The 19,415-nt window shown below is 69.7% G+C and carries 18 protein-coding genes; 3 read left to right on the forward strand and 15 right to left on the reverse strand.

Going from position 1 to position 19,415, the window contains the following annotated elements:
- Positions 1-322 precede the first annotated feature (322 nt).
- Positions 323-1,057, forward strand: a complete 735-nt coding sequence (locus tag AB0K34_RS32735) for a polysaccharide deacetylase family protein (protein ID WP_364552880.1) — start codon at positions 323-325, stop codon at positions 1,055-1,057.
- Between the two features lie 143 nt (positions 1,058-1,200).
- Here the strand turns inward: AB0K34_RS32735 and AB0K34_RS32740 are convergent, their stop codons facing one another.
- Both AB0K34_RS32740 and AB0K34_RS32745 read right to left on the reverse strand, forming a co-directional pair.
- On the reverse strand, positions 1,201-2,346 hold the full coding sequence (locus tag AB0K34_RS32740) for a PH domain-containing protein (protein ID WP_364552881.1): 1,146 nt from the start codon (positions 2,344-2,346) through the stop codon (positions 1,201-1,203).
- 404 nt (positions 2,347-2,750) lie between these two features.
- Entirely contained in the window at positions 2,751-3,131 is a 381-nt protein-coding gene (locus tag AB0K34_RS32745) for a PH domain-containing protein (protein WP_240808042.1), read from the reverse strand.
- A gap of 364 nt (positions 3,132-3,495) precedes the next feature.
- Here AB0K34_RS32745 and AB0K34_RS32750 point away from each other — a divergent pair, with 364 nt between their 5' ends.
- Positions 3,496-4,644 (forward strand): NADH-quinone oxidoreductase subunit D, encoded by a 1,149-nt coding sequence (locus AB0K34_RS32750; RefSeq protein WP_138638508.1) that lies wholly within the window; start codon positions 3,496-3,498, stop codon positions 4,642-4,644.
- Between the two features lie 25 nt (positions 4,645-4,669).
- Here the strand turns inward: AB0K34_RS32750 and AB0K34_RS32755 are convergent, their stop codons facing one another.
- The 11 genes from AB0K34_RS32755 to dacB form a co-directional block, all read right to left on the reverse strand.
- Positions 4,670-5,176, reverse strand: coding sequence for a DUF3180 domain-containing protein (locus AB0K34_RS32755; RefSeq protein WP_138638509.1), 507 nt, complete (start codon positions 5,174-5,176; stop codon positions 4,670-4,672).
- Entirely contained in the window at positions 5,173-5,760 is a 588-nt protein-coding gene (gene folK, locus AB0K34_RS32760; RefSeq protein WP_138638510.1) for a 2-amino-4-hydroxy-6-hydroxymethyldihydropteridine diphosphokinase, read from the reverse strand. The genes AB0K34_RS32755 and folK overlap by 4 nt, the downstream gene beginning before the upstream one ends.
- On the reverse strand, positions 5,757-6,122 hold the full coding sequence (gene folB / locus AB0K34_RS32765) for a dihydroneopterin aldolase (protein ID WP_176200514.1): 366 nt from the start codon (positions 6,120-6,122) through the stop codon (positions 5,757-5,759). The genes folK and folB overlap by 4 nt, the downstream gene beginning before the upstream one ends.
- Positions 6,119-6,556 (reverse strand): nuclear transport factor 2 family protein, encoded by a 438-nt coding sequence (locus tag AB0K34_RS32770; RefSeq protein ID WP_138638512.1) that lies wholly within the window; start codon positions 6,554-6,556, stop codon positions 6,119-6,121. Before AB0K34_RS32770 ends, folB begins: the two co-directional genes overlap by 4 nt.
- Positions 6,553-7,458: a dihydropteroate synthase gene (folP, locus tag AB0K34_RS32775; RefSeq protein ID WP_364552884.1), complete on the reverse strand. Its 906-nt coding sequence runs from the start codon at positions 7,456-7,458 to the stop codon at positions 6,553-6,555. Before folP ends, AB0K34_RS32770 begins: the two co-directional genes overlap by 4 nt.
- A gap of 205 nt (positions 7,459-7,663) precedes the next feature.
- The gene (gene folE, locus AB0K34_RS32780) at positions 7,664-8,245 is read right to left on the reverse strand and encodes a GTP cyclohydrolase I FolE (protein ID WP_138638519.1); all 582 of its coding nucleotides are present in this window, start codon (positions 8,243-8,245) and stop codon (positions 7,664-7,666) included.
- Positions 8,246-8,304: 59 nt separating this feature from the next.
- Positions 8,305-10,308 (reverse strand): ATP-dependent zinc metalloprotease FtsH, encoded by a 2,004-nt coding sequence (gene ftsH, locus AB0K34_RS32785; RefSeq protein WP_364552886.1) that lies wholly within the window; start codon positions 10,306-10,308, stop codon positions 8,305-8,307.
- Positions 10,309-10,775: 467 nt separating this feature from the next.
- Positions 10,776-11,339 carry a hypoxanthine phosphoribosyltransferase gene (gene hpt / locus AB0K34_RS32790; protein WP_138638515.1) on the reverse strand — a complete coding sequence of 188 codons (564 nt, stop codon included), beginning with the start codon at positions 11,337-11,339 and terminating at the stop codon, positions 10,776-10,778.
- A 125-nt stretch (positions 11,340-11,464) separates the two neighbouring features.
- On the reverse strand, positions 11,465-12,460 hold the full coding sequence (gene tilS, locus AB0K34_RS32795) for a tRNA lysidine(34) synthetase TilS (RefSeq protein WP_364552888.1): 996 nt from the start codon (positions 12,458-12,460) through the stop codon (positions 11,465-11,467).
- A 48-nt stretch (positions 12,461-12,508) separates the two neighbouring features.
- Positions 12,509-13,618 carry a zinc-dependent metalloprotease gene (locus tag AB0K34_RS32800; protein ID WP_138638520.1) on the reverse strand — a complete coding sequence of 370 codons (1,110 nt, stop codon included), beginning with the start codon at positions 13,616-13,618 and terminating at the stop codon, positions 12,509-12,511.
- Positions 13,619-14,002: 384 nt separating this feature from the next.
- Positions 14,003-15,379 carry a D-alanyl-D-alanine carboxypeptidase/D-alanyl-D-alanine-endopeptidase gene (dacB, locus tag AB0K34_RS32805; protein ID WP_364552890.1) on the reverse strand — a complete coding sequence of 459 codons (1,377 nt, stop codon included), beginning with the start codon at positions 15,377-15,379 and terminating at the stop codon, positions 14,003-14,005.
- Positions 15,380-15,541: 162 nt separating this feature from the next.
- Between dacB and AB0K34_RS32810 the strand changes: the two genes are divergently transcribed.
- The gene (locus AB0K34_RS32810; protein ID WP_131943154.1) at positions 15,542-16,033 is read left to right on the forward strand and encodes an inorganic diphosphatase; all 492 of its coding nucleotides are present in this window, start codon (positions 15,542-15,544) and stop codon (positions 16,031-16,033) included.
- 126 nt (positions 16,034-16,159) lie between these two features.
- Here AB0K34_RS32810 and AB0K34_RS32815 read toward each other — a convergent pair whose 3' ends face one another.
- A complete protein-coding gene (locus AB0K34_RS32815; RefSeq protein WP_364552892.1) occupies positions 16,160-17,434 on the reverse strand; it encodes an NlpC/P60 family protein in 1,275 nt (424 codons plus the stop codon).
- 124 nt (positions 17,435-17,558) lie between these two features.
- Complete coding sequence (locus tag AB0K34_RS32820; RefSeq protein ID WP_364552893.1) at positions 17,559-19,325, reverse strand: hypothetical protein; 1,767 nt, start codon at positions 19,323-19,325, stop codon at positions 17,559-17,561.
- Positions 19,326-19,415 lie beyond the last annotated feature (90 nt).

The following is a 19,415-nucleotide window of genomic DNA, read 5'->3' on the forward strand; positions in this document are numbered from 1 at the left end:
ACGTGTGGTTCTCCCCCCGAAGAACGTGGGCGCTTCACCCACTGATCACTTGCTCCCCAGCAAGATCACTTTCCACACCTGAGGGAATACCCCCTGCGGTCCTTGGCGGCGGCGACGCCGAGGGCACACGTGTAGGACGGGGCGGCGCCGTGCAGCTAAGCAAACCCAGCCATCAACCGCAGTTGTGTCTGCAGGTAGGTACCGCCTTTCGTCTCATGGAGGGACGATGACTCAAGTTCCGTACTCGCCGGGTCGATCCGGTTCGTGCTCGTCTGGACGTTCGTGGCGTGGCCGGCATTCGGCCGGGCCTTCTCGGGGTGGGGTGACGTCGCATTCTCGGGCTGGGGTGACGTCGGCGGCGCTGGCCACGGCTGCGGCGGCCGTGGTCACGATGGTGCCCGCGGTCGGGCACGCGGCCGTCACCAACTCGGACCACCAATCGCGGTGCCCGAACGGGTACGTCGCGCTCACCTACGACGACGGCCCTACCGCGTCGACGCTGCCAGCGCTGCTGGACGGGCTTCGGGCCGCCGGCGCCCGGGCGACCTTCTTCAACCAGGGGAACAACGCCGAGGCTCGCCCCGACCTCGTCCGCGCCCAGCAGCGCGCCGGGATGTGGATCGGCAACCATACGAACACCCACCCCCATCTGCCCGATCTAGGCGAGCCCGCCGCGTTCAAGGAGATCCTCGGCACTCAGTTGACCCTGCGCCGCATCACCGGCCGGTGGCCGACGCTGTTCCGTCCGCCCTATGGCGAGACCAGCGACCAGGTGAGGCGGGACGAGGCGCGTCTGAGGGTCCTGGAAGTGCTGTGGACGGTCGACTCCAGGGACTGGGCCGGGGCGAGCACGGACGAGATCGTCGCGGCCGCCCGCACCCTGCAGCCGGGCGGCATCCTCCTGATGCACGACTGGGCTCAGGCGTCCGTCGACGCCGTGCCGCGGATCGTGAGCGATCTCCGGGACCGCGGCCTCTGCCCGGGCAAGATCGCCTTCACCCCGCGGAAGATTCCCTTCGGCGACACCTCCTTCCATGCGGTCGCGGTGGCACCCTGACCCCCGGCGGATCGTCCCGGCGGCGAATCCGCGGCGGGCGATGGCGGTCGGCCCGCCTCCCCCTCTGGGCGGGCCGACCGGTTCCCATGGTCACGGGCTGCGACGCGGCATGGAAGTAGAACGAGATTCTGTGGAAAAAGCCGTCAGCGAGCCCAGTGGGTGGGGTCGCCACCGCCGGCGCGGCGCGCGGCCAAGGCCCTCCGGGCGGTGCTCTCCACGATCGCGCGGGCCTCGCCCAGTTCGCGGTCCGTGGCCGCCACCTGCACTGGCCCTGGTGGCGCATCAACGTGAACGGTGGCAAGCCCAAGGAGGCGCTGGAACGGGTTGACCGTGAGCCGGACGCTCTGCGCGCGCGCGTGCGCGATCACGTCGGTGCGGCGGCAGGGCCAGCCGTGCCGGGTCACGAACACCACATCGTCCGTTCCGGCACCGTCCGCGTGGTCGATCGCAACGGCCTTGGAGGACGCGGGGACGAGAGGCACGGCGTCCACGTGGGTCCCGGGGAAGACCTGCGAGACGAGGTGCATGGCGACATGGCGGGGCGCGACGGGGAGCAGCGTCGAGGACAGCGCCTGGCGCTCACCCGCGTAGCCCGCGACGGTGACCTCGACACGGGCCCAGCCGAGGCTCCGCCAGATCATCGGCTCGACGATGCTGACGGCCTGCACGCGGCCCGGCGGCAGCGTCTGCATGCGGGTCTCCAGGAGCCCGTAGCGCAGGCGGATGCCGTCCGGTGACATCGCGACCGTGAAGTTCGCGTACATCACGAGCGGGGCGATGACAGCGCGGATGAGGCCGAGCAGGACGGGGATGGTGACCGCCAGCATGCCGCCTTCCGCGTACATCACGAGGAAGATGAGCGAGGCCATGAAGAGCAGGACCGTCCCGAGAACGGGCAACTTCACCACGAGGGAGGCGAACAGCACGCCGAACGGGACGCGCCACACGTGCCTTTCCGGTGCCTCCGGCGTGTGGCCGGGGAGGCCCGCGGCGCGCGCGAGGAGTTCCGCGCGCAGCTGCTGTGCGGAGTTCCGCCCCAGGTAGCGGAGCGCGATCTCGCTCTGCTCGCCGCCGGCCAGTTCCACGCGCACTTCCGCCAGCGCGAACACCCTCGTCACCAGTGGGCGGACGAGGTCGATGGCCTGGATGCGGGAAAGCGGGATGCGGCGCTTGTTCTTGCGGAGGATGCCGGTCTCGACGACGAGGTCGTCGTTGTCGATGCGGAAACGGAGTGCGAGCCACGTCCAGAGACCCGACCCCACCGCGATGAACCCCATGGGAACGGTCACGACGAGGAATCTGACAATCACCTCCGGGGTGAGAGCCAAGGTGATGCCGTCTTCCGTCTGGGTCAGCAGTAGCGGGAAGCCCAGCAGGACGAAGTAGATGATGAGGAAGATGAAGGCGCGCAGCGGTGCCGTCGCCCAGTGGAGCCGGTGCGTGCCCTCAGAGAAACGGACCGGAGGACGCTGCGGGCCATAGCCGTAGGCAGGTTGCGGCGCACCATAAGGAGGCCGCGGAGGGGGCCCGTACGGCGGATGCGGCGGCGGGCCATAGGGCGGCCCTGGACGTCCTTGAGGTCCGTAAGGGCCGGGACCTGGACGTCCTGGCGGCGGGCCATAAGGCCCTGGGCCTGGGCCAGGACCCGGGCCAGGCGGGCCCGGGGGTCCGTACGGGGGGCCATAAGGGCCACTCATAGCCCCATGCTCCGTTCCTCGCCCTTCTGGGCGAGACGGTCGCGCAGCAGCGCGGCTTCAGCACTGGGCAGGCCGGGGATGGTCGCGTCCGTCGCCGCGGCGGCGGTGTGCATCCGGACGGTGGCGATTCCCATCCACCGCTCGAGAAGCCCTGCCGTGACGTCCACGAACTGCATCCGCCCGTACGGGACGACGATGAGGCGCTTGACGAACACGCCATGGGTGACGATGAGGTCGTCCGCGCGCTCGACATACCCGAAGGCCCGGCGGTCGAGCTCGGCGACCAGCCACGTGAGGGCCGCCCCAAGGACGACGGCGACGATCCACATGGCGGCGGCGACCGTGCCACCGTTCCGCCACACGATGAACGCGCCCACACCACCGATGGGGATCGCCCAGAGAACGGCGGCGAGAAGCCTGTGCCAGGCATGGCGTTTGGAAATGGGCGCCCAGTGGAGGCCGCTTCCAGGCGCGAAGGCCTGGTCCGCCCGGTAGGCGGGCGCCGTCTGCTGCTGCCCTTGCTGCGGCGGGTAGTGTGCCGGTACTTGACCAGGCGGCTGGCCGCCAGGTCCCGGGGCAGAGGGCGCGGGCGGGTACGCCGCGTCCTGGGGCCCAGGCTGCGCGGCGGGCTCGTACGGCGGTTCGCCGTGGCTCGCGTTCATTGCCCCCTAGTCAACCGGAAAACGAGTACCGCTCGCCATGGGACCATGAAGCGGTGATCGGAGCGGCGGAGGCGCGACCATGACCACCGAGCGGATCGTCGGGATCGGTGCGGGCGCCAAGGAGCTCGCCACCGAGGACATGACCCTGAACATCGGCCCGCAGCACCCGTCCACGCACGGGGTGCTCCGGCTGAAGCTGACGCTGGACGGCGAACGCATCTCCGCCGCCGAGCCCATCGTCGGATACATGCACCGGGGTGCGGAGAAGCTGTTCGAGGTCCGGGACTTCCGGCAGATCATCGTCCTGGCGAACCGGCACGACTGGCTGTCGGCCTTCTCCAGCGAGCTCGGCGTCGTCCTCGCCGTCGAACGCATGCTCGGCATGGAGGTCCCCGTACGCGCCGTATGGATGCGAACCCTCCTCGCCGAACTGAACCGGATCCTGAACCACCTCATGTTCCTTGGCTCATATCCCCTTGAGGTGGGCGCCATCACCCCGATCTTCTACGCGTTCCGTGAGCGCGAGACGTTGCAGCGGGTGATGGAGGAGATCTCCGGTGGACGCATGCACTACATGTTCAACCGGGTCGGTGGGCTGAAGGACGAGCTCCCGGCCGGCTGGACGGCGCGCGCGCGGACCGCCGTCGCCGAGGTCCGTTCCCGCATGGGCGACATCGACGACATCATCATGGGCAACGAGATCTTCCGCGCGCGCACACGAGGCGTCGGCGTCCTCACCCGCGAGCAGATCCTCCAGTACGGAGTGTCGGGCCCCATCGCACGAGCGTCCGGCGTCGACTTCGACCTGCGCCGGGACGAGCCCTACCTGGCCTACGGCGACCTCGACGTCCGTGTGGTCACCCGCACAGAAGGCGACTGCCTGGCGCGCTTCGAATGCCTCCTGGACCAGGTACACGCGTCCCTGGATCTCGCCGACGCCTGCCTGGACCGCATCGCCGAACTCCCGTCGGGCCCGATCAACCAGCGGTTGCCGAAGGTGCTGAAGGTCCCCGAAGGCCACACCTACGCCTGGACGGAGAACCCTCTGGGCATCAACGGCTACTACCTGGTGTCGCGCGGAGAGAAGACCCCGTGGCGCATGAAGCTGCGCTCCGCCTCCTTCAACAACATCCAGGTCCTCACCGAGCTGCTGCCGGGCAACCTGGTCGCCGACATGATCGCCATCCTCGGCTCGATGTTCTTCGTGGTCGGCGACATCGACAAATGACCCCCGGCGACGCGAGGTCCGAAGCCTAGGCGCGGGAGGCTCGGCGGTCGCGCTCCTCCTCGTCCGGGTCCTTGGGCACGCGGCACGCGTACTCCAGGAAGAACGCCGCGGCCACCAGCACCACCGCCGCCAGGAACGTGCCGCCGCTGACGAAGAAGTCGTGCCGGGGGGTCGGCTTGTCGAGCTGGGACGCGAGGCTGACGGCGAATCCGCCGAACACGCCCGCGATGACGGCGGCGGAGTGCGCGCTGGCCTTGCCCAGAGCGGCCAGCCGGGCCACGGCCATGGGCTCGATCGGCTTGGGCGTCCTGCGGCCCGCTTCCGGCGCGCGGCCCCTGTCGGGCTTGCGGCGGATGCGGCGCAGCACGTTCCAGCCGGTGAACGCTTCGCCCAGGGCGAGCAGCAGCAGCGTCGGTACCGCCGTCCACGGCAGGGGCGGCAGCGAGATGTAGGCCGAACGCAGCACCGCCCAGGTGACCACCGCGATGACGACGACCAGGGCGAGCAGGAACAGCGGGCGGGACGGCTTCATGCAGGCTGCTGGAGTGCCAGGTCCTCCCGCCGGCGTACGGCCGACGGGCCACCCTCGGACTGCTTGGCCTGGGCGAGGTCACCGACGCGGCCGTGCCCCGGCAGCAGCACGTCCGGCTCGATGTCGGCCCACGGCACGAGCACGAACGCGCGCTCGTGCGCGCGCGGGTGGGGGAGCGTCAGGTCGGGGTCGTCGGACGAGACGTCGCCGAACACGACGATGTCGATGTCCAGCGTGCGCGGCCCCCAGCGGACCTCGCGTTCCCGGCGCATCGAGTTCTCGATGTTCAGGACGCGCTCCAGCAGGTTCTCCGGTGGCAGCCGGGTGTCGGCCACGAGCACGATGTTGAGGAAGTCGCCCTGCTCGGGGATGGTCTCCCCGGGAGGGGCGAAGGGCGCGGTCTCGTAGACGGGGGAGACCGCCACGTAGTTCAGCCCCGGCGCGTCGAACAGCGCGTCGACCGCCTCCTGGATGTTGTCCAGCCGGTCTCCGAGGTTGCTGCCGATCGAGAACACGACACGGTGCTGGACCAGCATGTGCCCGCCGGTGGCGGTGCGGTCGGGCATGCGGTCGGACGCAGTCATGGGCGACTCCTCCTGATCTTCACGGCGACGTCCGTGAAGGGGTGCGGCACAGGCGCGCTCGGCTTGTGGACGGTGATCTCCACCTCGGACACCGCCCCATCTTCCAGACATATTGTCGCCAGCCGGTCGGCCAGCGTTTCGATGAGATTGACGGGCTCGCCCTCGACGACCGCGACCAGACGGCCCGCGAGCGTCCCGTAATCGACGGTACGCGAGAGGTCGTCCCCGGCGGCGGCGGGGCGGGTGTCGAGTCCGAGTACGGCGTCCACCACGAACTCCTGGCCCAGCTCACGCTCGGCCGGGAGGCACCCGTGCCGTCCCCGGGCCCGCAGGCCGCGCAGTTCGATGCGGTCGAGGCTCATTCTTCCTCCGCGTCCACGACGTTGAGGACGGGGGAACCGTGGTGGAGCAGAAGCCGCCACTCCCCACCGGTCCGTATGAACACGTTCGTCGCCACGATGCTGCCGCCGGCGAGGAACCCCGTCTCCGTCTCCTCATCGGCGGTGAGCACGTTCTCCTTGCACGTCACCACGGCGTGGTCGCCGTACACGTCCGTCTCCACGTCCGTCAGCACGAACTGGATGTAAGGCGTGTTGGCCATGATGAGCGCCCAGGAGCGCAGCACCTCCTCGCGCCCGCGCAGCATCGTCCAGCCTGGATGCACGCAGGAGACGCCGGAGGCGTACGGACCGTCGGCCCACACGGCCGACATGCGGTCGAAGTCGCCGGCCTCGAACGCGGCGTAGAACTCGGCGTGGACCTCGTCCACGTCGGCGCGGTTCACGGCACGGCTCATGGGCGGTGTCCCCCTTGCTGGGCGCGACCGTCCGCCGCGGCCGGTTCCGAGTCTTCGTCCTTGAGCCGGTGCACTTCGCCGAACGGCCCCTCGTCGGACAGGCGGGCCGCGTTGATGGCGGCCGCCACGCGAACGGCGTCCGCGTTGGGGCGGACCCTGTGAACCCGTACGCACCAGGCCCCGGCCACCGCGGCCAGCGACGTGGTGGCCACCGTCGCGTCGTCGCATTCGGCGAACGCGCGGGGCGTCCCATCTGGGTCGGCCAGCAGCTTCGTGAGGAAGCTCTTGCGCGACGCACCGACCAGCACGGGATACCCGGTAGCGGTCAGCGCGTCGAGCCGGGCCAGGAGCCTCCAGTTGTGGCCGGCCTTGGGGCTCTTGGCGAAACCGAGCCCGGGATCGAGCACGATCATCGACGGGTCCACGCCCTCGCGCAGGACTACATCGACCCTCTGCAGAAGCTCATCGCGCACCTCGCGGACCACATCCGCGTAGATGGCACGGGTCTGCATGTCATGGCTGTGGCCGCGCCAATGCATGACCACGTAGGGGACGCCCGCGGCGGCGACCACGCGCGGCATGTCCGGGTCGGCGAGGCCGCCACTGACGTCGTTCACCAGCCGGGCCCCCACGCCTACGGCGGCCTCCGCGACCTCCGCCCGCATGGTGTCCACGCTGACCGGGACGTTCTCGGCGTTGAGCGCCTCTATGACCGGGACCACGCGGCGCAGTTCCTCTTCGCGCGACACACGCTGCGCACCGGGCCGCGTGGACTCGCCGCCCACGTCCACGATGTCGGCGCCCTCCGCGACGAGGTCCAGCCCATGGCGGACGGCCTTCTCGGGATCGAACCAGGCTCCGCCGTCCGAGAACGAGTCCGGGGTCACGTTGACCACGCCCATGACGAGGCAGCGCCCCGGCGAGGGGAGCCCCGGAACTACGGCATTGGTCATGTCACCCCACCTTATGCCTTGGAGTCATGGGTTCGACGCGGCGGCTCCCGCCGCCCGGCCCGTCCGCTCCGCCCCTCGGGAACCAGCAGAACGGGCCTCAGCGCGACGCTGAGGCCCGTTCGATCGCTTGGGGACCCACGGGGCACCCGGACGGTCAGTGACGCCCGAGGATCAGGCTCATCGCCTCGGCGCGCGTCTCGGCGTGATCGCGGAAGTCGCCGCGCACCGCCGACGTGACCGTCTTCGCGCCCGGCTTCCGCACCCCGCGCATCGTCATGCACAGGTGCTCCGCCTCGATCACCACGATCGCGCCGCGCGGCTCCAGCACCCGCATCAGCGCGTCCGCGACCTGGCTGGTGAGCCTTTCCTGCACCTGCGGACGACGGGCGTACACGTCCACCAGGCGGGCCAGTTTGGACAGACCCGTGATCTGGCCCTTCTTGTTGGGCGTGTACCCCACGTGCGCCACCCCGTGGAAGGGCACGAGGTGGTGCTCGCACACGGAGTAGACCTCGATGTCCTTCACCAGGACCATCTCTTCATGGTCGGCGTCGAACACCGTCGTCAGCACGTCCTCCGGCGTCTGCCGGAGACCCGCGAACTGCTCCGCGTACGCCCGCGCCACCCGCGCCGGGGTGTCGCGCAGCCCGTCCCGGTCGGGGTCCTCCCCGATGCCGATCAGGATCTCGCGGACGGCCTTCTCGATGCGCGCGTGGTCGAAATGCCCGCCGTGCACGGTCTCGGCCGGCGGGTCATTCTCGAGCGGCGCCTCGTCGTACGGAATCGCCAAAACGGTCAGCTCTCACCCTGGGACGGGTCGACCGCCTCGGAGGCGACACCGCCCTGGCCGTTGTTCTTGGTGAGGTCGGTGACGTCCTGCGGGCCGAGCAGGGCCAGCTCCTTGGGCGTCAGTACCGGAGGACGGTCGGACGGGAGGCGCTTGCCGTAGCCGGTGTAGGAGTTCTGGTGCGGCCGCTTCTGGATCGGCGCGAAGATCTCCAGCACCTGGTCCTTCGACAGGGTCTCCTTCTCCATCAGGTTCACGACGAGCTCGTCCAGGACGTCCCGGTACTCGACCAAGATCTCCCACGCGGTGTCGTGCGCGGCCTCGATGTAGCGACGGACCTCGTCGTCGATCGCGGACGCTATGTCCTCGGAGTAATCACGCTCGTGCCCCATGTCGCGGCCGAGGAAGACCTCACCCTGACCGGAGCCGAACTTACGGGCGCCCAGACGCTCGCTCATGCCGTACTCGGTCACCATGTTGCGCGCGATCGAGCTGGCCTTCTCGATGTCGTTGGCCGCGCCCGTCGTCGGCTCGTGGAACACCAGTTCCTCTGCGGTGCGCCCACCGAGCAGCATGGCGAGCTGGTCGTTCATCTCGGAGCGCGTGGTGAGGAACTTGTCCTCCATCGGGAGGGTCATGGTGTAGCCCAGGGCCCGCCCGCGCGGAAGGATCGTCACCTTGTGCACCGGGTCGGAGTTCGGCAGCGCGTGCGCCACCAGAGCGTGCCCGCCCTCGTGGTAGGCGATGATCTTCTTTTCCTTCTCCGACATCACGCGGGTCTTGCGCTCCGGCCCGGCCATGACGCGGTCGATGGACTCCTCGAGGGTGTCCATGTCGATCAGCTTGCGGTCGAAGCGGGCCGTGAGCAGCGCCGCCTCGTTGATGACGTTGGCCAGGTCGGCGCCGGTGAAGCCCGGGGTGCGCCGCGCGATGACGTCGAGGTCGACGTCCTGCGCGAACGGCTTGCCGCGGCCGTGGACCCGCAGGATGCCCTTGCGGCCCTCCAGGTCCGGGCGGTCCACGGTGACCTGCCGGTCGAACCGGCCCGGACGCAGCAGCGCCGGGTCCAGGATGTCGGGGCGGTTCGTCGCGGCGATCAGGATCACGCCGCCCTTGACGTCGAAGCCGTCCATCTCGACCAGCAGCTGGTTGAGGGTCTGCTCGCGCTCGTCGTGGCCGCCGCCGAGCCCGGCGCCGCGGTGCCGGCCGACGGCGTCGATCTCGTCGATGAAGATGATCGAGGGGGCGTTCGTCTTGGCCTGCTCGAACAGGTCGCGGACGCGGGAGGCGCCGACGCCGACGAACATCTCCACGAAGTCCGAACCGGAGATCGAGTAGAACGGCACGCCGGCCTCACCGGCGACGGCGCGCGCCAGCAGCGTCTTACCGGTGCCGGGCGGGCCGTACAGGAGCACGCCCTTGGGGATCTTGGCGCCGATCGACTGGAACTTCGCCGGGTTCTGCAGGAAGTCCTTGATCTCTTCCAGTTCCTCCAGGGCCTCGTCGGCCCCGGCCACGTCGGCGAAGGTGGTCTTCGGGGTGTCCTTGGTGATGAGCTTGGCCTTGGACTTGCCGAAGTTCATCACCCGAGAGCCGCCGCCCTGCATCTGGTTCATGATGAACAGGAAGATCAGCACGATCACCACGATGGGCAACAGGCTGAACAGCAGGTTCAGGAAGAAGCTCTGCTTGGGGACATCGACGTTGTAACCGCCGGGGAGCTTGCCGGCGTCGACCTGCTTCTGCAGCTGCTGCTGCAACTGGAGCCCCTGGCCGTCGACCCAGGATGCCTGCTGCCGCTTGTCGTTCTTGAGGGTCAGCTCGATCCGCTGGTCCTTGTCAACGATCTTGGCCGATTTCACCTGGCCCGCGTCGATCTCCTGGACCACCTTGGAGGTGTCCACCTTCTCGAACGAACGGCCGGGGTTGACGCCCCACATGACGAGGGCGACCAAGATGCCGAACAGCAGGATCCACAGCAGCGGCCCGCGAAAGTAGCGCTTCACGTCCATTTATCCGGTTACCCCTACGGGGCCCGTCCCTCCTGACCAACGTCTGTGTGTGATCCCCGCCCGTCCCGGGGGGACGAACGCCACTGCGACCAACAATGCGTCCAACGAAAGGCCCGTCGCCAGGGCTTCGGACCCACCGTGGCGGCTTCCCTCATATGGCTCCCCGAACCCAGGGTCCGGGACACCGACGGTACACCGCAGGCGCAGGAGACGCAGCCGACGCCGTTCTCCCGCATCCCTTCCATATACCCGTCAACGATCCTTGCAACGATTCGTCACGGTTACTTGTTCCCTGGGTGGTCCGTAGACCCGTGGAAGGGCCCGTGAGCGCGCCCGTGACCAGCACCTGCGACCGGTGCCGGAACGAGGCGAAACCAGTGCCCTTGGGGGCTCTGCGGCCATCTGGGAGCCATTCAGGGCGCTTGGGCGGCGCCGAGGACGGTGGAGCGCCCCTCCGGCCGGGACGGTCAGGCTCCGTCGCCGCCGTACACGTGCGGGGCGAGCGTGCCGACGAACGGCAGGTTCCGGTACTTCTCCGCATAGTCGAGCCCGTACCCGATGACGAACTCGTTGGGGATGTCGAACCCGATGTACTTCACGTCGAGGTCGGTCTTGACCGCCTCCGGCTTGCGCAGCAGCGCGCAGATCTCCAGTGAGGCCGGCCCGCGCGAGAGAAGGTTGCTCACCAGCCACGACAGGGTCAGGCCGGAGTCGACGATGTCCTCCACGATCAGGACGTGCCGGTCGATGATGTCGGTGTCGAGGTCCTTGAGGATGCGCACGACGCCCGACGACTTCGTGCCCGAGCCGTAGGACGACACCGCCATCCAGTCCATCGACGCGGGCGTGTGCAGTGCCCGCGCCAGGTCCGCCATGATCATGACGGCGCCCTTGAGGACCCCGACGAGCAGCAGGTCCTTGCCCGCGTAGTCGGCGTCGATCTGCCCGGCGAGCTCCCGCACCTTGGCCTGCAGATCGCTCTCGGGGATCAGCACCTTCGCCAGGTCGGCGCCCAGGTCCTTCTCGTCCACAACCCCACCCTCATCGCTCAGTTTCGCCCGTCCGGTGGGACGGACGCGGGACGGACACCGCCGCGCGCGCGTGTACGCGATACGCACGGCGGACACACCGTGCGACGATCCGCACACGGCGCGCGTCAAACCGGGCCGAACAGCAGCTTCGCATACCGCCGGACGGCGCGTAGCCCCCCGGGCAGATCCACGTGCCGCTGGCCGCGCCAGGCCGTGACCAGCCGGTCCACCGCATCGACATGAACCGCCGCGAGCGTACCCGGTGGGCTTCCGGCCTTCACCGCGGCCATCCGCAAGACCCGCGTACGGACGGCCCTGGGCAGGTCATCGAGCCCCTCCAGCCTCAGACCCACGCTGTAGCCGTCCTCTGGGGCCTCCAGGTCGGTGAACGCGCGGGTCGCCAGGTCGTCCAGGGCGTCGGCATCGTCACGCAGCATCCTTGCCGTCCTGGCCAGCGCCTCGGCCACTCCCGGGCCGAGGGCCTTCTCCAGAGCGGGAAGGGCTTCATGGCGGACGCGCACACGCGCATAGGCGGAGTCGACGTTGTGGGGGTCGTCCCAGGGGTCCAGCCCCATCGCCGTGCAGGCCCTGCGCGTGGTGGCCCGATCCAGCCCCAGCAAGGGCCTCAGGTACAGGACGCCCTGCCGCCGGAACTCGGCAGGCATGCCGGACAGCGACCGCGCACCGGAACCACGCGCCAAACCCAGCAGCACCGTCTCAGCCTGGTCGTCCTGGGTGTGGCCTAGAAGGACAGCCGCTGCACTCAGCCGACGGGCCGCATCGTCCAGAGCGGTGTAGCGAGCATCACGGGCCGTGCTCTCGGGGCCGCCCGGCCCATCGACGGTGACCGCGATAGAGCCCGCTGGATCTAGCCCGAGAGACGCCATGGTGCGGACTACGGTGTCGGCACGCTCGTCCGAACCGTCCTGTAGGCCGTGGTCGATCGTGATGCCCCCCGCATGGCGTCCCGCTCTGGGCGCTTCGAAGGCGAGCGCACCGGCGAGCGCCAGGGAATCGGCGCCGCCGCTGCAGGCCGCCAGCACCAGAGCGTCCGCCGGCAGGTTGGCGAGGACTCGCCGCACCGCGAGACGAACCGCCGCCACTGCCGGATCAGGCCCCATGGACAAACGTCTACCACCCCACGGGGCCGTGCAGGGGGTCGGCTTGGCTCAGGCTTCGTTGGCCTTGGGCGGCGCGTCGAGGGCCCTGGGGCCGACCACCCGGTCCATCCAGAGTGCGGGTTCCTTGATCTCGTCGTGCGTGGGAAGCGTCTCCGGCGACTGCCAGACCTGGTTGAAGCCGCTCATGCCCACCTCGGCGACGACCCGCCGCACGAACCGCGAACCCTCCGCGTACTGCTTCATCTTCAGGTCGATGCCCAGCAGGCGCCGGATCGTCTTGTCGAGCTTGGTGCCGCCCTCACGCCGCCCCTGGAAGCGCGACCTGATCTGCTGCACGGACGGCACGACCTCCGGGCCGACGGCGTCCATCACGTAGTCGCCGTGCCCTTCCACCAGGGTCATCACGGCGGTCAGGCGATCGAGGATCTCGCGCTGCTCCGGGCTCTGGATCGCGTCGATCAGGTTGGCGTCGCCGCCGCGGACCGCGTCGGCGACGGCCTCGGCCGCGTCCCGGATGCGGTCGAGCATCGCGCCGGGGTCGAGGTCGGACGCGAGCAGGAACTTGGTCATCTGGTCCTGGACGTACTCGCGCAGCCAGGGGACGCCGGTGAACTGGGCACGGTGCGTCTCCTCGTGCAGGCACACCCACAGGCGGAAGTCACGCGACTCCACGCCCAGCTCCTGCTCGACATGGACGATGTTGGGCGCGACCAGGGTCAGACGCCCCGTCGCCGTGCGTCCCGTGGGGTCCGGCGGCAAGAACAGCTCGTACTGCCCCAGGACACGGCTCGCCATGTAGGCCAGGATCGCGCCCACCTGCATGCCGGTCACACGGGAACCCACCGCCTGAACGACCATGTTCCCCGCACCGCCGAGGGGCCCCGGGCCACGCCGCTCGGACATCTGCTCGATGAGCGGCTCCAGCACCACCCGGAAGCCGTCCACGTTCGCGCGGATCCAGCCGGGCCTGTCCACGACCGTCGCCGGATCCGGGTCGAGCTCGGACGCCATGCCGGTGAAGTCCCGCACATGCCCGTGGGCGATCTTGGAAAGTTCGCGCAGCTCCTTCACGACCTCGCGGGCCTCGTCATAGCTGACCTGCGGTCCCGGCCTCACGAGCCGGGTCCCGGCCTGAACGGCCATGTTCCAGTCGATCATCGAGGCGCTCATGTACTCCACCGTACGTTTCGGAGACGGCGCCGGAGCGCCCCTACTGGGTCGTTCAACGAACAACCGTTCTGGTTATCTCCCGTACGGCCCCGCCCACACGCCCCCAGCCCACACCGTCCCGCCACAAAGCCCCCCAACCCCCAAAAACCAGGCCCCACCCACCCGGGGGCGGACCGTACCCCTTCACGCTCGCATCGCCCCACGCCTCAACGCAGGAGAACGCCCACCTGTGGATAACCGCAGCTCGACCGCAGCCGCACCCAGCAGGCCCAACCGGCTGCCGCGCACCGCAGGCCCAGCCGCACCCGCGCACCGCAGGCCCAGCCGCACCCGCGCACCGTAAGCCCAGCCGCGCCCGCACCCCACAGGGCGTCAGCCGCAGCCGCAGGAGGCGACGGTCGCGGCCAACTGGTCCAGCTTGCCGGGATCGACCGGGCCCTTACCGTCCCCCGCCATGAAGGCGAACGCGAGCAGCCGCCCGTCCGCGTCATATGCGAGCCCGGCCAGCGTGCTGACGCCCGCCAAGGTGCCCGTCTTGGCGCGGACCATGCCGGCGCCCGCCCGGCTGCCCACCGTGGTGTAGCGCGGCGGGCTCAACGTCCCCGAGAATCCCGCGACCGGCAGTCCCGTGATGGCCGCGCGCAACTCCGGGTGCTTCTCGCCGGCTGCGAGCGAGACGATCCTGGCCAGCGCCATCGGCGAGATCCGGTTGCGCGGCGACAGGCCGCTGCCGTCGTTGACCGAGACGCCTTCCGCCACACCGAGTCGGCCCAGAACCTGCTGGACGGCCTGCGCCGCACCCGCGAACGTCGGCGGACGCCCCAGCTTGATGGCGACCTGGCGAGCCACCGCCTCGGCGACGTCGTTGTCACTGTCGGTCAGCAGATGCTCCACCAGAGCGGCCATCGGCGGTGAGTGGACGATGCCGAGCCTCTCGGCGCCCTCCTGCGCCACCGTCCTCTGTCCTGCCCTCGCCTTGATTCCCTGCTTGGACAGCAGGTACGCGAACTGCCTCACCGCAGTGGCGGGCGGGTTGGAGACCCTCGTCTTCTTGGTCGGGTCCGTCGGGGAGACGCGGCCCTCATCGACCGTCAGAGCGGTCACAGGCGCGACCTCGCCGTCCGGCAGGTAATTGGGCTTCCACCCAGCCGCCGTATAAGGGCCCTGGTACGCGGACACGTCGTAGTCAACGCGCGCCTGTTGCACACCGGCGGCCTTCAGCGCGGCAGCCGTCTGGCGAGCCAGGTCCAAGAGGGACGCATAGGGCGGATGCCCCGCCCCCGGACGTGGCGGCAGGGCCGTCAGGGTAGGATCCCCGCCTCCGACCAGTACGATTCCGCCGCCGGTACCGCGCACGACCCGGGTGGCGATCCGGTACGCGGGGCCGACCGTGGCCAGCGCCGCGACCGAGGTCGCCAGTTTCGTCGTCGAGGCGGGGGTGGCGGGCCGATCGGCACCCAGCGCGTACAGGGACCGGCGCGTCTCGGCGTCGACGACCACCGCGCTGATCTTCGCCTTCGGCCCGCCGATCAGCGGCGCCAGCCGTCCAGCCAGGACGGAGGGGTCCGGCGCCCGGCCCGACGCGGGATCGGCCGCGGGGGCCACGACCGCGGACGCCGGAACGCGCACCGGGTCGCGCTCCGCCACGCTGGGGGGCTGCGGGGACAGATGACGCTCGGGTGTGAGTTTCGCCACTGCCAGCCCGGCGGCGACGGTGAAAACGTTAAGGAGGGACAGCGACAGAATCACGAGGGCCCGGCCCCGTCCAGGCACGTGACCGCCCCTCTCCCACTCAGCACTCACCAACGTGCGACATCCTTATACGAGGGAACACTCGCCCTGTGGGGCCGGCCTCACCCACGGGCTCCCGGAAGACTATTCACTGCGAGCGCGCAGGGAGCGGAGGACATCTTGGATTTCGACGTCACCATTGAGATCCCGAAGGGCCAGCGGAACAAGTACGAGGTGGACCACGAGACGGGGCGCATCCGGCTCGACCGCATGCTGTTCACCTCGACGCAGTACCCGGCCGACTACGGGTTCATCGAGGACACCCTAGGGGAGGACGGCGACCCGCTGGACGCGCTCGTCCTGCTGCAGGAGCCGACGTTCCCGGGCTGCCTCATCCGCTGCCGCGCGGTGGGCATGTTCCGGATGACCGACGAGGCCGGTGGTGACGACAAGGTCCTGTGCGTCCCCGCCACCGACCCCCGCATGGAGCACCTGCGCGACATCCACCACGTCGCCGAGTTCGACCGCCTGGAGATACAGCACTTCTTCGAGGTCTACAAGGACCTGGAGCCCGGCAAGTCCGTCGAGGGCGCCAGCTGGGTGGGGCGCGTCGAAGCCGAGCTGGAGATCGAGCGTTCCCGGAAGCGCGCCGCGGACCAGGGCGGCCACTGAGCGCCGGGGCCGGGAGTCGCAGACGGCGCTGATCCGCTCCCGCCGCCCCCGCGACACGATCCCGTAAGGACCCTTCCGCACGGAACGCCGTGCGGAAGGGTCCTCGCCGTCCATGGGCACCACGGCTCATCCCGGGCGGGTGGCACCGATCAGGTCACCGCGGTGAATGCTCGATACGCGAACCTCGGCCCCCGTGTAGGGCGCCTCCACCATCTGGCCGTCGCCGATGTAGATGCCGACATGGTGGATGGTGGCAGGGTCGGACGAATCCGTAGCGAAGAAGACCAGATCCCCCGGGCGCAACGCGCTCGTGGACACATGCGGGCCCGACGTCCATTGGGTACCGGTCCAATGGTCGAGCCGTACACCGGCCTTGTCCCACGCGTACATGGCGAGGCCCGAACAGTCGAAGCCGACCGTGCCCGCGCCTTGAGCGAACCCCTGGCTGGGCCCGAACATGTTGCCTCCACCCCACGCGTACGGGGTGCCCAGCCATTTCAGCGCCGCCCGGGCGGCGATGGCACCGCGCGCGGCGGACGAGGTCAGTCCTGTGGCGGGAGCCCCTGAGCCTGCGAAGGCGGAACGGGCCTTGCGCGCCTCGGCCTTCTCCCTCACCCTTTCCCGCGCGCGCTTGACCCGAGCAGCATGGGCCTTGGCATCGCCGAGCCGACGCTCAAGGCGCCGCTTCTCGGCTTCGATGCGTTGGACGGACTCCTGCTGCCTGGCCACCGCCTCCTCCGCGAACCGCTTGGCCTCGTCGGCCCGCCGCGTCACGGCTTGCTGCTCCTCGAACGCGGCCTCCGCCTGGCGGCGGAACACGTCCGCGACGTTCTTGGACGCCTCCACGCGGCCGACCATGGCCGCCCGCCGTTGGGTGAGCATCTGGACCATCCCCGCACGGTCCATGAAGCCCTGGGGGCCGCCATCGCCGACGAGCGCCGACGAGATCTGGTCGTAGCCGGTGTTGTCCTGGTAGACGCGGGCCGCGAACGACGCCAGTTCAGCCCTGCTCTCCTCCACCCTCCGGTCCGCCTCGGCAACACGGCCTTGGGTGTCCCAGTACGCGCGCTGCGCGCGTTGCAGCTGCACCCGCTCGCCGTTGTATCGCTCTATGGCGGTCTCCGCGGCGACGCCGAGCCTGTCGAGTTCCCCGTCCGCCTGCGCGAGCTTGGCTTTCGTCCGGCCGACTTCGGCGGCCCGTTCCCGCACTTGGCGTTCGGTCCGTTCGAGGTCCTTCGCGCTAGGGCCGGGGTCGGCGGACGGACGCGCTGACGCGGCCGGCACCAGCAGGCTCATGCTCATGGCCAGGCCGGAGCCGAAGGCGACCACCCGCAGCATCGTGTTCAGGGCGGGGGGCCGCACCGCACGGCGGTGGCGGGTGTCTGCTGCGCCGGTTGCCATGAGCACGTCCTCCCCCGGGGATGCACTGCTTAGCGCAAACGATCACCTACGAAGAGTAGTTGACTCGGGCAATGGTCGGTACGCGCGCCACTCCAGGCAGGCGTTCACCGCCGAGACTTGCCCGTCATCCGGTGGCTGTCGGCTCCACGCTCGGCGGGTTCTCGTCGGACGGCCGTCCTGTCGGAGACGGTGTGGCCTCAGGGGCTGTGCCAGGGGGCGATGTCGGCGAAGGGGTCGATGGTGTCGGTGTCGGCGCCGGCTGACTGCTTCCTGGCGGCTCCGTATCCGTCGGTGTCGGCTGAGAGCTTCCCGGTCGTTGCGTCTCTGGCGGCACAGAGGGGCTCGCCGAACTGGAGCCCGTCGGCGTAGGCGATGGGTCTGGGCCGGGGTCGGGCGGTGCGTCCTTCCGCCAGGTGACGTGCATCTGGACGCCGCCCGGTCGGAAGGTGACAGTGCCGGCCCCACGATCGTCCGGACCGCGCGAGACGTGGACGTGCAGGGTCACGGTCTGCCCCGGCTGAAGACGGCCAGAGGACGGCTGTACCTGAATAGGTCCCTGGGTGTTCGTCTGCCAGGCCACCGGTCCGTCTTCCGCTCGCACCTCTATGGAGCCGTCCGAACCTCCTGCCAGGTCCAGGTAGAGCGGCGAGACGACCAGGACGCCCGCAGACGTTGTGGGCTCGGTCCCAGAGACTGGCACCGGTGGCGGTTCGGGCACGGCCGTCGGAGGTGCGGACGAGGCGCGCGCGCCGAACGGGAACGTGGCCGACACAGGGACGGCGTCAAGCGGCCCGGGTCCGTCCGGGCTCATCTCAGGCGGCCGTCTGGTCTCCGGTGTCTGAGAGACGCCGGGCACCACGGTCGGCTGCGGACCGGCGGCCGTTTCGGCTGGGTTCCCGTTGGTGCCCAGCACTCCGTACATCGACGCGACCCCACCGCCGGACAGGAACGCCACCACCGCGAGCACCATTGCGGCACGGACGGCCTGCGCGCCGATCCCCGCCGGTGCGGCGGCGGGCGCCTTGCGGAAGCGGCCGAGCCATGAGCCTCCGCCGCTCTGGCGGGTGCCCCGTTTCGACCGCAGGTCCTGGACGGGGAAGCCATCGGAGGTGAACTCCGTGACGCGGGTGGCGACGAAGAGCCTGTAACCCACCAGCTCGGGGTCCAGAAAGCAGCTCATGACACGGAGCCGCAGTTCCCTTGCCGGACGCGCGTCCGGCAGCAGCCCGTACACCTTCCTCGCCGAGACCGAGCGGGGGCGGAGCGAACCGCAGACGGAGCAGGCTTCCGCGTGCCGTCTCAGCCGTCCGCTCAGGTCGTGATCGAGCTCGCCGGACCGTTCTCGCAGCAGCAGCGCACGCCTGCCGCAGCCATAAGGACCCTGTTGCACGAGCATCTCCGCGACCAGCGCGTCCTCCAGCTCGACCCGTGCGAGGTCCAGCGCATCCTGGGCGCCCTTCAAGGACAGGCCCAGAACCACGGCCAGATCGGGCACCGGCAGTCCATGCCTGATGCTCAGTTCCAGGATCTCTCGCGAGATCGGACGTAACGCCAGGACCGCGTGCCAGGCCGTGATGCGCTGGTCGACATCCTCCTGGTCGTGGCTGGCGACCGGCATGTCCGGAGTCTTGTTCCGCAGCGGCATGTGCCGAGCGCACTCCAGCCTGGCGATGGCATAGAGCCACGCCTTGAACCGGTGAGGATCGCGCAGCTTGCCGATGTGCGCCTCCGCCACGATGAACGTGTCGCGCAGGGCGACCTGCGCCGTGTCGCGGCAGCGCAACTGGAACCAGCAGTACGCGTAGAGCCGGTGGGCATGTGCGTCGTACACCGCGGCCGGGGCGCTGGGATCGCGCTCGCGTAGCGCCTCGACCAGGAGATGGTCGTTCATACCGGAAAAGGTAAAGGCTCTTCGCGTTCTTTACTGGCCATTTCAGAAGATCCAACTGGGATACCGAACCCCATTCATGTACCACTCATG

This window comes from Actinomadura sp. NPDC049382 (assembly GCF_040677125.1).
Lineage (GTDB): Bacteria > Actinomycetota > Actinomycetes > Streptosporangiales > Streptosporangiaceae > Spirillospora > Spirillospora geliboluensis.